Origin of the sequence: Streptosporangium sp. NPDC004379, from assembly GCF_042873875.1 — a bacterium.
In the GTDB taxonomy this organism is placed as follows: Bacteria; Actinomycetota; Actinomycetes; order Streptosporangiales; family Streptosporangiaceae; genus Streptosporangium.
The window spans coordinates 108,427-122,691 of sequence record NZ_JBIAMC010000015.1 but is presented as its reverse complement, the minus strand read 5'-3'; the positions used below and the strand labels follow the sequence as shown (position 1 = coordinate 122,691).

Below are 14,265 nucleotides of genomic sequence, written 5' to 3'. Positions count from 1 at the left end.
CCGGCACCGTCCCCGGGGTTGAGGAACCCAGGAACAGCCATTGGCGCCGAGAATGATCTTGCTCGAAGTGTGACGTCCGGCTTCGGTGTGTGATCGGGCCAGCTTCGAGATCCGGGCATCTGGCGCGATCGTCGCTTTGACGGTGATCAGTGACATGTCTACTGTTGTCGCCCATGCCGGTGGGGTTTTTGTCTGATGACCAGGTCAGGGCGTATACGGCGCTCGATGAGCTGCCGTCACTGTCGGACCTGGAGAAGTTCTTCTTCCTAGACGCGTTCGATCGGGACGTGATCGCGAAGTCACGCCAGGACTCGCATCGCCTGGGCGTGGCCGTTCAGATCGGGACGGTCCGGTACAAGGGGCTGTTCCTAGAGGATCCGCTGGCGGTGCCGTGACCGGTGGTGGACTATCTGGCCGCGCAGTTGGGAATCGGCGATCCGTCGCAGGTGAAGAGGTACGGGGAGCGGCTGAAGACGGCGTATGAGCACGCGTGGATGATCCGGGACGCTTACGGTTACCGCGACTTTGATGATCACGAGCCGTGGGAGGGGCGGGTGCTGGCGAGGCGGTTCCGGACGTTCCTGCATGGTCGGGCGTGGACGCATGCCGAGGGGCCGACGGCGTTGTTCGATCAGTCGGTGGCGTGGCTGCGCAGGCACCGGGTGTTGCTGCCGGGGGTGACGGTGCTGGAACGCCTGGTAGCCAGCGTCCGTGAGCAGGCCGATGAGCGTTTGTATGCCACGGTGGCGCGTCAGGTAGACCGCGCTGATGCGGCGTTGCGGCGGGAGCTGTCAGGGCTGCTGGTGGTTCCTCCCGGGGCGCGGATGTCGGAGCTGGAGCGGCTGCGGCAGGCGCCCAAGAGGCAGTCGGGCACGGAGATGGCGCGGGCGCTGCAGCGGGTGGACGACATCGCCCGGTTCCGGCTGGGGCGGGTGCGCATCGACAAGGTGCCGGTCCGGCGACTGAAGACGCTCGCCAAGTACGGGGCAGGCAGCAAAGCGCCGCTGCTGGCCCGTCTGCATGAGCCGAGGAAGACCGCGACGATGCTGGCGGTGACCCGGTCACTGGAGGCCGAGGCGATCGACGACGCCCTCGATCTGTTCGCGCTGCTAATAGCCTCGCGGCTGATCTCGCCGGCGCGCCGCAAGTCCTCGGGTGACCGGCTGGCGATGCTGCCGAAGCTGGAGAAAGCCTCCAGGCTCCTGTCCCGGGCGGGCCGGGTGCTGGTTGAGCAGCTCGACCTGGTCGCCGAGGCGGGCGCCGACCTGGACCCAGCGGCGCTGTGGACGGCTGTCATCGCCGAAGCCGGGGCGAGCAAGGAGCAGGTCCTGGCCGCGCTGGAACAGGTCGACCAGCTCGTCCCCGACGACGACGGCGCGGCCGAGGCGGCCCTGCGCGCGGCGCTGGTCGACAAGTACAACACCGTCCGGCCGTTCTTGAAGCTGCTGGGGAGTCCAAGGCCCTGGGCGCGGCGGCCGGAGGCCGCAAGGTCCTGGCCGCGGTGCGCGCTCTGCCGGAGCTGACGCGCCGGCACGTCTCCCGCAAGCCCCTCATCCCGAAGGAGATCGACGCGTCCCTGGTGACCGCGGCCTGGAAGCGGCCGGTGTTCGCCAACCCCGACCTGCCCGAAGGCGCGGTGGATCGCGACGCCTATGTGGTCTGTGTCCTCGAGGGGCTGTTTCGGGCACTCCAGGTGCGCGACGTGTTCGCCGCGCCGTCGCTGCGGTGGGCCGACCCGCGCGCCCACCTGCTGGACGGCAAGGCGTGGGAGGCGATCAGCGAGGACGTGCTCGCCTCCCTGTCGCTCACCGACCCCGTCGAGACCCACCTCGATGCCAAGCTGCTGGCGCTGGACGCGGCGTGGCGGCAGATGGCCGGCCGACTCGAAGAAGCCGGCGACGACGCCCTGGTCCGTGTGGTCACCCCGTCTGACGGACACGCCCGCTTGTCGGTGGAGAAGCTCGGCGTGCTGGGCGAGAGCCCGTCGTTGAAGTGGCTACGTGCGGCCTGCCAGGCGATGCTGCCCCGCATCGACCTGCCCGAACTGCTGCTGGAGGTGCACTCCTGGACCGGGTTCCTGGACGCCTATGTGCACCTGGCCGACATCTCCACGCGCATGCACGACCTGCCCCGATCCCTGGCCGCTCTGCTGATCAGCGAGGCCTGCAACGTCGGCCTCACCCCGGTGATCAAGGACGGGGACGAGGCGCTGACCCGCGGCCGGCTCTCGCACGTCGACCAGAACTACGTGCGGGCCGAGACGCACGCCGCGGCGAACGCGATCCTGATCGAGGCCCAGCGCGGCGTGCCGATCGTGGCGCTGTGGGGCGGCGGGCTGCTGGCCTCGGTCGACGGGCTGCGGTTCGTCGTCCCGGTCCAGACGATCAACGCCGCCCCCTCGCCGAAGTACTTCGGCTACAAACGCGGCCTGACGCTCTTGAACGCAGTCAATGATCAAGTGATGGGGATCGGGCAGATGGTCGTGCCCGGGACGCCGCGCGATTCGCTGTACATCCTCGACACCCTGATCAACATCGACGCCGGTCCGCAGCCCGAGGTCGTCACGACCGACCAGGCGTCCGATTCGGACACAGTATTCGGCATCTTCTCCATGCTCGGCTACCGGTTCGCGCCCCGCTTCGCCGACCTGGGCGATCAGCGGTTCTGGCGCTCGGAGGTGCCCGGCAGCAACACCCCGGGCGACTACGGGCCGTTGGAGGCGATCGCCCGTAACAAGATCACCCGGCAGAAGATCTGCACCCAGTGGTCGGATATGACCCGGGTTGCCGGGTCGCTGGTGACCAACCAGGTCCGCGCCTACGACCTGCTGCGCATGTTCGCCCGCAGCGGGCGTCCGACGCCGCTGGGGCAGGCGTTCGCCGAGTACGGCCGGATCGACAAGACGTTGCACCTGCTTTCCATCTTGGACCCGATCGACGACACCTACCGCCGCAAGCTGAACAAGCAGCTCACCGTCCAGGAGTCCCGGCACCGGCTCGCCCGTAAGATCTGCCACGGCAGCAACGGGCAGATCCGCAAGGCGTACCGTGAAGGACAAGAAGACCAACTAGCCGCGTTGGGGCTGGTCGTCAACGCGGTCGCGCTGTGGAACTCGAAGTATCTGTCGGCCGCGGTGGACCGGCTGCACGCCGAAGGCGTCCCGGTCAAGGATGAGGACGCTGCCCGGCTGTCCCCGCTGGACCACGCCCACCTCAACGTCCTGGGCCGCTACTCCATCTCCTCCTCCGCCCCGGCCGAAGGGCTGCGGCAGCTCGGCGAGATCCCGGACCTCCCCGATGGTGGCGGCGTGAACGAGGAGGGGGTGTAGATGCCCGGGCTCGCGGGCCACGACATGCGTCCTGGTCCCGATGCCTTCCTCGCATGCCCGGTGTGCGGGCCGGCGTGGTGGAGCGCTGACGCCGCCGGCGGTCACGGCGCGCGGCCGGCTAACGCGGCGTGACCAGGCGGGCCTCGTAGGCGGCGATGACGAGCTGGGCGCGGTCGCGGGCGTTGAGCTTGGCCAGCAGACGGCCGATATGCGTCTTGACGGTCCCGGGACTCACCTGGAGCTGCACGCTGAGCTCGGCGTTGGACAGTCCGTGGGCCACGAGGGTGAGCACTTCGCGCTCCCGGTCCGTCAATGTGTCGAGCCCGTGAAAGGGCTGCTGGGGCGGCCGCTGTACGAACTCCGTGATCAGTCGGGTGGTGACGGTCGGCGCGAGCAGCGTCTCACCCGAGGCCACCACTCGGATCCCCTTCAGGAGGTCGTCCGGAGGCGCGTCCTTGAGCAGGAACCCGCTGGCGCCCGCGCGCAGCGCCGAATAGACGTATTCATCGAGGTCGAACGTGGTCAGGATGAGGACCCGAGTGTCCGCGGCGATCTGCCCGGTCGCGGTGATGCCGTCCATCTCGGGCATTCTGACGTCCATGAGCACCACGTCGGGTGACTCTGTACGCGCGAGCGCCACCGCCTCCCGCCCGTCGGCCGCCTCTCCGACCACGGTGAGATCGTCCTCCGAGTCGATCAGCAGGCGGAAACTGCCGCGCAGGAGCGCCTGATCGTCGGCGATGAGCACCCGAATCACGAGCCTCCCCCTGCCGCACCCACCCGGAGCAGGCCCGGCCCGGTCCGCGGACGTCCTGTCCGGACCCGCCGACTCCGCTTCCTCCGGCTCATGCTCGTGATCCTCGTCATCACGTCCATCATGACCGATCCGCGCCTACCGCTCGCACCACGTCGATGCTTTCTCGGAACGCCGGCCGTACGTACATCCATCATCCATGCGCCACTGCGGCGCTCTGTCGGATGGACCTGCCGTTCGCGCACGCACGCGCTCGCCGGAAGGTGTCCGGCGCCGCACCCCCTCCCTCCGTCGAGAGAGAGTGGAACTCCCAGGCGGGTCACGGGATCTCCCATGACGCGTGCACGCCGAACCCCCGTCCCGGGAGCGGGCCGGCCTCGAAGGTGCCGCCGTACAGCAGCGCCCGTTCGCGCATTCCGGCCAGCCCGTGCCCACCCGGCCGCTCCGGCAGCACCCTCTGCCCAGGCCCATCGTCGAGCACGGAGATCCGCAACCTTCCATCGGCGACCGACACGCTGGCCTGGCAGTGGGCGGGAGCGGCGTGCTTGACGACGTTGGTGATCGCCTCCTGGACGATGCGGTAAACGGCCAGCGCCATGCTGTCGGGCACGGCTCCGTCCACCGACAGATCGACTTGCACGCGGGCCTCCGCCGCCTGGCGCGCCAGGGACGGCAGGTCGGCGAGCCGGGGGAGCGGTGTGCTGTCGGGCGCGCTGCCGGGTGCGCGCAGCACGCCGAGAAAATGGCGCATCTCCGCGAGCGAGCTACGCCCGATCTCCTCGATGGCCCGCAACGCCTTGCGCTCTTCCTCTGGGTGCTTGTCCAGGACCTTGGCCGCCACCCCCGCCTTGACGGTGATCATGCTCATCGAATGGGCGACGACGTCGTGCAGCTCGCGCGCGATCCGCAGGCGTTCGTCGGCCGCCGCCTTCTCGGCCTGCATCCTGGCCTCGCGGGCGGCGAACTCGCGGCGGGTGCGCGCCGCCGTGCCAAGACTCCAGCTCGCTGCGAGGAGCAGCCAAGCCGTACCGAGGATGAAGACGGGGTCGGGCCAGCCGTTCGAATATCGTGCTGGGCCCGGCATCGAGACCAGCAGCGACCCTCCGTTGACGAGCAGGCCCGACACCAGGGCGATCGCCGATCGCCACACCGGCCGGCCGGCCGCCACCGGGTAGATGGCCAGGGCCATCACGGCCGTCGCCATCAGCCGGTTGCTCTGCAGCGCCAGCACGGCAAGGCCGATCAGGAGCGCACCGTAGTAGGCGGGCTCCGGCCATACCCGCCGCACCGCCACGGGCACCGCGAGCAGCCAGCAGAGCACGGTGGTCACGGCGTTCGTGGTCAGTTCCGGCGGACTCGCCGTGGACGCCAGCGCGAGCAGCACCGCGACCACGGTGTCGGCCAGGATGAGCAGCCAGGGCGGAGGCCGTCGGGCGAGCAGATTCACAGCCCGACGTTATCGAGGAACGGCCGGGGGCGAATCGGAGCACGGTCCGTCAGACCAGGGTCATACTCCGCCCACATACGCCCGCACCGTATGACCCTGGTCCAATCCCAAAGATCGGATCTGGCTCCGATGTGCGGCCCACCGCCGTACAGCATCGTTGTCGCCATGAACCGACGCAGACTCATCGCCCTGTGCCTGGCGGCCTGTCTCGCCGTGCCGCTCGGTGGTGTCGCGCTGGCCTCGGCGCAGGCCCACGGCCTCGTGTGGAAAGACTGTGGTGACGGCCTGCGATGCGCCGAATTGGTCGTTCCCGTGGACTGGGCCGATCCTGGCGGGCCCAGAACCTCGGTGCACGTGGCCAAACTGCCCGCGACGGGCAAGAGCATCGGGCCGCTGATCGTCAACTTCGGAGGGCCCGGCACCAGCACGTCGATGCTCAGGCGGAAAAGCCAGCCCGATGCTCCGGCGGAGCTGCCGAACCTGCTTGATGAGTTGCAGAGGAGCTTCGACGTCATCGCCATCGATCCGCGCGGGATGTCGGAGCCCGCGGGCGGCAAGAGAGTGAGCTGCGCGGAGCCCGGGGCCTCCATCTTCGGACTGCTCCTGGCCAGGACGAAGCAGGACTGGGACGCCCACGCCGCAAAGAACGCGGCCCACCAGGCAAGTTGCCGCAAAATGGCCAAATCGGCCTGGCGCGGGATAACGGCATGGAACGTGGCGCACGACATCGACGCCCTGCGCGCCGCACTCGGCCAGGACAAGGTCATCTACGCGGGCAACTCCTACGGGACCGTCTACGCCCAAGCCTACCTGGAGCTGTTCCCGCAGCGGGTCGGCCGGATGTACTTCGACGGCACCGCCGATCACACCCAGCAGGACTTCGAGCCCTGGATCCGCAACTACGCGCTCACGCAGGAGCGCCATCTCACTCGCTTCCGCGACTGGTGCGCCCGCCGCACCGACTGCGCCCTGCACGGCAGGGACGCGGGCAAGGCATGGGACGAGCTCGTCGCCAGGGTGCAGCGCGCGCCACTGCCGGCGTCGGCCGGACGGACGGTGACCGAGGGGCAGCTGTACGCCGGCGCGGTCAAAGGCATGAATCCGGCGCTCTGGCCCCAGCTCGCCACTGCCATCCGCAAGGCCCTCGACAGCGACGCCGGCGGCTTCCTGGAGGGGGAACTGCTCCCGGATGAGGGCGGCACGTCCGTGAGCCAAGACTCCTTGTGCAACGACTTCATGCCGAAGCCGCCGACGTACGAAGAGTTCCAGGGCATCGAGGCCAGACTCCATGAGATCGCGCCGAGGTTCGGCTGGCTGGAGGGACGCTTCGAGCTCGGGCGGTGCTGGGGCCGCAGCGGGGGCGCGTCCTGGGCGCCGCACCCGTTGCGTGTGAAGGACGCCCCGCCGATCCTCTTCGCGATCGGGGAGCTCGACAACAACACCAACTATCGCGGGCAGGCGCACGTGGCCGAGCAGATCCCGTCCGCGCGCGTCCTGTGGCACGGCGACGGCCACGCGTCGTGGGCAGCCAACATCTGCCTGCGGCGGCACGTCAATGCTTACCTGACCACGGGGGGGCTGCCCGCGCCGGGCACGCGTTGCCCGGCCGAGCGGATTCAGAAGGTGGGCAAATGATCGAGGTCACAGACCTGACGAAGCTGTACGGCTCCACCCGCGCGGTGTCCGGGCTCACGTTCGACGTCAAACCCGGACAGGTCACCGGCTTCCTCGGGCACAACGGCGCCGGCAAGTCCACCACCATGCGCATGATCCTCGGCCTCCACACGCCCACCTCGGGCAAGGCGTTGATCAACGGCGTCCGCAAACACGACCTGCGCGACCCCATGCGCGAGGTCGGCGCCATGCTCGACACGGCCGAGGTGCAGGGCGGGCGCAGCGCGTTCGCTCACCTCCAGGCGCTGGCGCATGCCGGCGGGATCGGGCGCCGCAGGGTCGTGGAGGTGCTGGAGGAGGTCGGCCTGGCCGGGGCGGCGCGCAAGCGGATCGCCGGGTTCTTTCAGGGGATGCGCCAGCGCCTTGGTATTGCGGCGGCGTTGCTCGGTGACCCGGGCGTGCTCATTCTCGACGAGCCGGTCAACGGTCTCGACCCCGACGGCATTCGCTGGCTCAGGACACTGCTCAGATCCCTGGCCGCCGAGGGGCGCACCGTCCTGCTGTCGAGCCACCTCATGACCGAGATGTCCCTTACCGCCGACCGGCTCATCATCATCGGCCAGGGCCGGCTGATCGAGGACACCTCAACGGCGGACCTGCTGGCCCGTTTCCAGAGCGGCGTACTGGTCCGATCCCCCCACGCGGCCCGCCTGTCCAGGGCACTCGAAGCGGCCGGCGCAACCATACACCCCGCTCAGGACACCGACACCGATGAGGAGCCGGTGCCTGGCCGGCCCGCAGCGGCTGGAGTCGATACGCGCCCCGTGCGGGACGCCCGGGCCGGAGAGGAATTGCTGGTGACCGGCCTGACCGCAGCCGCCATCGGCGACATCGCCCTGGCGAACGGCTGCGCCGTTCACGAGTTGGTGTCGCGCCGGACATCACTAGAGGAAGCCTTCATGGAGATCACCCAATGATCAACGTCGTCGCATCGGAATGGCTCAAGCTACGCTCGCTCCGAGCCACCTACTACGTCCTGGCCTCCACGCTCTCGGCCCTTGCGCTCACCGGCTTCGCCGCCTACTCGATCTCGCGCAACTTCGACACCAACGGCCCCGGCGGCGATCCCGTCGGCACGGGTATCAGCCTCAGCGCCGACATTCCGCCTGTGCTGTTCGGCATGCTGGGCGTGTTCACCATCTCCGGCGAGTACGCCACCGGCATGATCAGACTCACGCTGACCACGATCCGGAGCCGGTGGACGCTCCTTGTGGCCAAGGCCGTTGTGGTGGCCGCCGTGGCCGCTGTCGCGGGCCAGGTGCTGGCGTTCGCCACCTACTTCACCGCACAGGCCGTGGTGGCCGGGCGTCCGATCGGTGCCTCGTTCGCCGAACATGCGGCCCTGGCCGAGGTTCTGACTACCGGCGCCGGCTCCGCCGTCGCCGGAGTGATGGGGCTGGGCCTGGCCACGGTCCTGCGGTCGACACCGGGAGCGCTCATCGTGCTGGTCGTCCTCCCGCTGTCCCCGACCGTGCTCGAGCGCTTCCTCCCGGCTCCGTGGAACGACTGGATCAGCTCCTTGACGATTCCGTCGCTGGCCAGGCAACTGGCCACCGTACCCGACGCAGGAGCCTTCGATCCCTCAACGGCCGCCGTCATCCTGGTGGGTTACGTCGTGGTGTCCCTCCTGCTGGCAACCCTGGCGATCAACCACCGCGACGCCTGACCGGACACTTATGGGCGGCCATGTACGTGGAAGGACAGCTATCACGTACATGGCCGCCCGCCGCTTCGCTACGGGTCGGGGCCGCGCCCGAGGTATGTGGGGTGAGTGCCACCACAGCCGCGCACAAGGGAGATCCAGAACGTGGCCGGGATGAATTGACGTTCCGTAAGAGGATCCTCAACCGGAACACCCACCAGCCGAGACAGACACCCAGGTCGAGGTGTTCCGTATAGGTGTTCCACACACTGCTCCGGTGAAGGCCCCCTATCCGGAACACTTGGGCACGTGAACGGAACCCGCGTCGGCTACGCCCGCTGCTCCACCGACGAACAAGACGTCATCATCCAGACCGAGCAGCTCCTGGCCCTCGGCGTCCCCGAGGATCGCATCTACATCGACCGCGGCTTCTCCGGAACCACCCGACGCAACCGCGCCGGCCTCGACCAGGCCCTCGCCGCCGTCTGGGACGGGACGGTCTTCACCGTCACCAAGTTCGACCGGTTCGCCCGCAACATGGCCGAGGCCAACGAGACCCTGACCGGCCTGTCCGGACGGGGCGTCCTGTTCGGACTCGGCGCATCCGTCTACGACTGGAACGACCCGTTCGGCCGGCTGTTCCTGCAAACCCTCGCCATGGTCGCCGAGTTCGAAGCCAGCCTCGGGCACCTGCGTACCCGCGAGGGCATGGCCCTGGCCAAGAAGAACGGCAAGCTCAAGGGCAAGCAACCCAAACTGCCTGAACCCGCCCGGCGCTCCATCCGCCGGCGCTACGCCGAGGGCGAGGTGTCCCTGGCCGACCTTGCCACCGAGTACAGCGTCGGCCGCTCCACCATCCACCGCATCATCCACGGGCCAGAGACCTCCAGGTAGAGCGATCACGCACCGAAGCTGGACGTCACACTTCACCCAAGATCATTCTCAGCGCCAACGGCTGCTCCTGGGTTCCCCGACCCCGGTCCCGCCGGAGCCGGCGGCCACGTCGATCCCGGCCCCGCGCACGGTGAGAAGTGGCGGCCTCAGGCCGCGCGCAGGCAGAAGGGATGTCCGGCCGGGCTGGCGTAGACGCGGCTGCCGGTGCGGGTTTCCGGGGTGATGTCCCCGCTGGGCCGCAGCCGGGTGGCGCCGGCGCCGGTGGCCACGCGGTCGGCGGCCGCGAGATTCCCGACGCCGAAATCGAGGTGCATCTGCTGGGAGGTGCCGTCCGGCCAGCTCGGGGCGACGTGTTCGGGGGCGGACTGGACGACGATGACCGGGAGGCCGGGAGCCTGGATGAAGTGATGGGTGGGCGTGCGATGGATCGAGCCACCGAGCAGCCGGTGCCAGAAGGCTCCCTCCGTCTCGATCTCAGCGGCGTCGATGATCACGGAACTCAGGGTGATGGACATGGTGACGGTCCTGTTCCTGGTGCTGGTCGGTGCTCAGACGGTGGGGAGGATGCCGCCGTCGACGCGGAACTGGGCTCCGGTTAGCCACTTCGCGCGACTGGAGGCGAGGAAGGCGATCATCTCGGCGACGTCCTCGGGGTCTCCGGGGCGGCCCATGGGGACTTTCAGGTGGTCCACGATCTGGCGCGTGATCTCGTCCGTGGTCACGCCCTGCTGCTCGGCCATGTGCCGCAGGTGGGCGGTGGCGCCGTCGGTGACGACGAAGCCGGGCAGCACGCAGACCACGCGCACCCCGTGCTCGCCGACCTCGGTGGCCAGTTCGCGGCTGTAGGCGTTCAGCGCTGCCTTGGCGGCGGCGTAGGAGGCTTCCGTGCGCTGGGGCAGCCGGCTGGCGATCGAGGAGACGTGCACGACGACGCCGGAGCCCCGCTCGACCATCCCCGGCACCAGGACCCGGTCCAGGCGCACGGCGCTCAGGAGGTTCATCCCCAGGTCCGCCTGCCAGGATTCGTCCGACCGGCTCAGGGTCGGCGTCGGGGGGCTCGCCGCACCGGCGTTGTTCACGAGGACGTCCACGCCTCCCATGTGGTCAATGGCGCGGCGGCCGAGTCCGGCCACCCCCTCCGGCGTGGAGAGGTCCGCCGGAATGAACGTGGCGCCGCCGTCCTCCTCGGGCCGGCTGCGGGAGGCCGTCAGCACGGTCGCGCCCGCGGCGACGAAGCGGCGCACGATCGCCGCGCCCAGACCCCGGCTGCCGCCGGTGACCAGCACTCGCAAACCGTCCAGGCCCTCGTCGGCGTTCGCCATGGGAAATCCCCTCCGTAAGATGAACCTGACTCCGGAAACGATACATGCAAACGGAACCGGACTCACCTTATGGAGGTTCCTTGCCGTCATCACGCCCGCTGCGCGCCGACGCGCGCCGCAACCGCGAGGCACTGCTGTCCGCGGCCCGCCAGGCGTTCCTCGGCGGCGACACCGACGCGCACGTGGAAGACATCGCCCGCAGCGCCGGCGTCGCCGTGGGCACGCTCTACCGGCACTTCGAGACCCGCGAGGCGCTGATCGAGGAGGTCTACCGCAAGGAGGTCGACGACCTGTGCGCCGCGCCCGCCGACCTGCTGACCCGCCACGCCCCGGAAGAGGCCCTGCGGCGCTTCCTGCTGCTGCTCGTGGACCACGCGGCCGTGGGCAAAGGGATGTCCGTCGCGCTGGAGAGCATCATGGCGACGGACTCACCGGTCTTCGACGACGCCCGCACCCGCATGGCGAACGCCCTCACCCGGCTGCTCGACGCCGGCAGCACGGCCGGCACCGTCCGCGGCGACGTCACCGGCCCCACTCTGCTGCGAGCCCTGGGCGGCATCTGCGCCATGCGCGTGTCCGAGGGATGGCTCGACGAGGCCCGGCAGGTCACCGCCCTCCTCCTCGACGGCCTGCGCCACGGGGCCCCGCGCGCGAGCTGAGCCGAAGGACGCGCGTGCCCGGCGCGTTACCCCTGCCCGCTCCCGCCGTCGCTCCCGTCCGATTCCGCGGTGTCCGGATCACGCGGCGTGCGCAGGACCGCGGCGACCGGGGTGGAGACGGTGAGGCCGTAGCGGCCGGGTGCGCGGAGAAGGGCCGCGCTCCCCCGGGCGGTGCGAGGGGCGCGGCCCTTTCCGGCCCCGGCCGGACAGGCCGGGCGGGTCAGGAGGCGCTGACCTTTTTCCCGGCATCCTCCCCGGCCTCCCCGGCCTGTGCGGGCAGGTCGAGGCTGTCGCGCAGCCGGGCGGGCCGCAGGAACGCCGCGGCGACGAGGCCGACGGCGGCGATGCCCGCCGAGATCAGGAAGATGTGGCCGGTGGCGTCGCCGTAGGCGGCCCGCACGATCGTCCTGACCGGCTCGGGCAGGGCGGCGATGTTGAGGCTGCCGCCGGCCGCCGAGGCGCCGCGGACCTGGACGCCGGCCTTGGCCAGTCCCTCGGTGATGCCGGTGGCGACGCGGCCGGCCAGCACGGCGCCGAGCACCGAGACGCCGACGGTGCCGCCGAGGGAGCGGAAGAAGGTGATCGCGCCGCTGGCGGCGCCGATCTCCCGCAGCGGGACGGTGTTCTGCACGACCAGCACGAGATTCTGCATGGACATGCCGACGCCGACGCCGACGGCGAGCATGTACGCCGAGATCAGCGGCATCGCGGTCCGGTGGTCGATGGTGGCCAGGCCGGAGAAGCCCGCCAGCAGGACGACGAGGCCGATGAGGATGTAGGGCTTGGTGCGGCCGCTGGCCGAGACCATGCGGCCGCTGATGGTCGACGACAGCAGCACGCCGAGCATCATGGGGATGGTCAGCAGGCCGGCGGCGGTGGGACCGTAGCCGCGGCCGATCTGGAAGTACTGGCCGAGGAAGACCGAGCCGCCGAACATGGCCATGCCGACCGCGAGGCTGGCCAGGATGGCCAGCGCCGGGGTGGCGCGCCGCAGGACGTGCAGCGGCACGACCGGCTCGCGGACCTTCGACTCCACCCAGGTCGCCACCGCCAGCACCAGCACGCCGCCGCCGGCCATGGCCGCGGTCTGCCACGACAGCCATTCGAAGGAGTTGCCGACGAAGGTGACCCAGATGAGCAGGACGCTGACGCCGGCGGCGATGAGGGTGGCGCCCCAGTAGTCGATGCTGACGTCCGTACGGCGCACGGTCGGCAGGTGCAGGGTCTTGGCCAGCAGCGCGAACGCCGCGACGGTGAACGGCACGGCGATGAAGAAGCACCAGCGCCAGCCGAGCCAGGAGGTGTCGGCGATGACGCCGCCGAGCAGGGGGCCGCCGACCGTGGCCACGGCCATGACCGCCCCGAGGTAGCCGTTGTAGCGGCCGCGCTCCTTGGGGGAGATCATCGCGGCGATGACGACCTGCGCCAGGATCTGCAGGGCGCCCATGCCCAGGCCCTGCACCGCGCGGAAGGCGATGAGCTGCCCGGTGTTCTGGGCGAGACCGCAGGCCAGCGAGCTCACCATGAAGATCACGATGGAGATCTGCAGCAGCAGTTTCTTGTCGAACAGGTCGGCGAGCTTGCCCCAGACGGGGGTGGAGGCGGTCGAGGCCAGCAGGGAGGCGGTGACGACCCAGGTGTACTGCGACTGGCTGCCCTCCAGCGCGCCGATGATCTGCGGCAGCGCCACCGAGACGATGGTGCCGCTGATCATGGCGACGAACAGGACGAGCAGCAGGCCGCTGAGGGCCTCCAGGACTTGGCGGTGGGTCATCGGCTCCGCCGCGGGCGGCGCCGCCGGCTGTGCGCTCACGCGCAACCTCCGATCAGGGGATGAGGGGATGCAACCCGGACACCATACATGCCCAATGGGAAACTTTGCGCATTGGGCACTTATTCCCATTGGGTAAGCTCTTCCGCATCATGGACAGCACACCGGGGTTGCGTGAGCGCAAGAAGGCCGAGACCCGCCAGGCGGTGCACGAGGCCGCGCTGCGGCTCACCGTCGAGCACGGCCTGGACAACGTCACCGTCGAGGCCATCGCCGACGCCGCCGGCATCTCCCGCCGGACGTTCTCCAACTACTTCGACGGCAAGGAGGACGCGCTGCTGTACGGCGACGAGCAGCGCCTGGGCACGCTGGTGCGGCGCGTCCGCGAACAGCCGGCCACCGACTCCGCCTGGCAGGCGCTGCGCGGCGCACTGGAGCGGCTCCACGACGAGACCGGTGAGGACGGCCGCTCCGACCGGGAGCTGCACCTGCGCACCCGCCTGGCCATGCGCCACCCCTCTCTGCTGGCCAGGCAGCTGGCCGGCAGGGTCAGGCTGGAGAGCGAGCTGAGCCGGGCGGTGTCGGCACGGGCGCGGCCGGACGGCGTCGGCCCCGAGGTGGTCACCGCCGCGTTCCTGACCGCGCTGCGCATCGCCATGCAGTGGTGGTGCGCCGAGCAGGAGAGCCGGACGCTGCGCGAGCTGATGGGCAGGGCGCTGGACCAGATGGCCCGCCCGTTCGCCTGACCGTCCCGCGGGACGGCCCCCGCCGGAT

General features: G+C 69.9%; 11 protein-coding genes and 1 pseudogene. 7 read left to right on the top strand and 5 right to left on the bottom strand.

Annotated elements, in window-relative coordinates; translation table 11 throughout:
- Positions 1-173 precede the first annotated feature (173 nt).
- A pseudogene (locus ACFYSC_RS28280) lies at positions 174-3,328 on the top strand (Tn3 family transposase).
- Between the two features lie 118 nt (positions 3,329-3,446).
- Here ACFYSC_RS28280 and ACFYSC_RS28275 read toward each other — a convergent pair.
- Both ACFYSC_RS28275 and ACFYSC_RS28270 read right to left on the bottom strand, forming a co-directional pair.
- Positions 3,447-4,085: a response regulator transcription factor gene (locus ACFYSC_RS28275; RefSeq protein ID WP_357705956.1), complete on the bottom strand. Its 639-nt coding sequence runs from the start codon at positions 4,083-4,085 to the stop codon at positions 3,447-3,449.
- 316 nt (positions 4,086-4,401) lie between these two features.
- The gene (locus ACFYSC_RS28270; protein ID WP_389967741.1) at positions 4,402-5,529 is read right to left on the bottom strand and encodes a sensor histidine kinase; all 1,128 of its coding nucleotides are present in this window, start codon (positions 5,527-5,529) and stop codon (positions 4,402-4,404) included.
- Between the two features lie 165 nt (positions 5,530-5,694).
- Here ACFYSC_RS28270 and ACFYSC_RS28265 point away from each other — a divergent pair, with 165 nt between their 5' ends.
- The 4 genes from ACFYSC_RS28265 (at position 5,695) to ACFYSC_RS28250 (ending at position 9,739) form a co-directional block, all read left to right on the top strand.
- Positions 5,695-7,164 (top strand): alpha/beta fold hydrolase, encoded by a 1,470-nt coding sequence (locus tag ACFYSC_RS28265; RefSeq protein ID WP_389967738.1) that lies wholly within the window; start codon positions 5,695-5,697, stop codon positions 7,162-7,164.
- Entirely contained in the window at positions 7,161-8,120 is a 960-nt protein-coding gene (locus tag ACFYSC_RS28260) for an ATP-binding cassette domain-containing protein (protein WP_389967737.1), read from the top strand. Before ACFYSC_RS28265 ends, ACFYSC_RS28260 begins: the two co-directional genes overlap by 4 nt.
- The gene (locus tag ACFYSC_RS28255; RefSeq protein WP_357705952.1) at positions 8,117-8,869 is read left to right on the top strand and encodes an ABC transporter permease subunit; all 753 of its coding nucleotides are present in this window, start codon (positions 8,117-8,119) and stop codon (positions 8,867-8,869) included. The genes ACFYSC_RS28260 and ACFYSC_RS28255 overlap by 4 nt, the downstream gene beginning before the upstream one ends.
- A gap of 285 nt (positions 8,870-9,154) precedes the next feature.
- Positions 9,155-9,739 carry a recombinase family protein gene (locus ACFYSC_RS28250; protein ID WP_389967734.1) on the top strand — a complete coding sequence of 195 codons (585 nt, stop codon included), beginning with the start codon at positions 9,155-9,157 and terminating at the stop codon, positions 9,737-9,739.
- Between the two features lie 146 nt (positions 9,740-9,885).
- On the opposite strand, the gene ACFYSC_RS28245 is transcribed toward ACFYSC_RS28250, so the two are convergent.
- Positions 9,886-10,254 (bottom strand): VOC family protein, encoded by a 369-nt coding sequence (locus ACFYSC_RS28245; RefSeq protein WP_389967732.1) that lies wholly within the window; start codon positions 10,252-10,254, stop codon positions 9,886-9,888.
- A 33-nt stretch (positions 10,255-10,287) separates the two neighbouring features.
- Complete coding sequence (locus tag ACFYSC_RS28240) at positions 10,288-11,061, bottom strand: oxidoreductase (protein WP_389967730.1); 774 nt, start codon at positions 11,059-11,061, stop codon at positions 10,288-10,290.
- A gap of 80 nt (positions 11,062-11,141) precedes the next feature.
- Here ACFYSC_RS28240 and ACFYSC_RS28235 point away from each other — a divergent pair, with 80 nt between their 5' ends.
- Positions 11,142-11,720: a TetR/AcrR family transcriptional regulator gene (locus ACFYSC_RS28235; protein ID WP_389967728.1), complete on the top strand. Its 579-nt coding sequence runs from the start codon at positions 11,142-11,144 to the stop codon at positions 11,718-11,720.
- A 220-nt stretch (positions 11,721-11,940) separates the two neighbouring features.
- On the opposite strand, the gene ACFYSC_RS28230 is transcribed toward ACFYSC_RS28235, so the two are convergent.
- Positions 11,941-13,494 (bottom strand): MDR family MFS transporter, encoded by a 1,554-nt coding sequence (locus ACFYSC_RS28230; protein WP_389967898.1) that lies wholly within the window; start codon positions 13,492-13,494, stop codon positions 11,941-11,943.
- 149 nt (positions 13,495-13,643) lie between these two features.
- On the opposite strand from ACFYSC_RS28230, the gene ACFYSC_RS28225 reads away from it, so the two are divergent.
- Positions 13,644-14,237, top strand: a complete 594-nt coding sequence (locus ACFYSC_RS28225) for a TetR/AcrR family transcriptional regulator (RefSeq protein ID WP_389967726.1) — start codon at positions 13,644-13,646, stop codon at positions 14,235-14,237.
- Positions 14,238-14,265 lie beyond the last annotated feature (28 nt).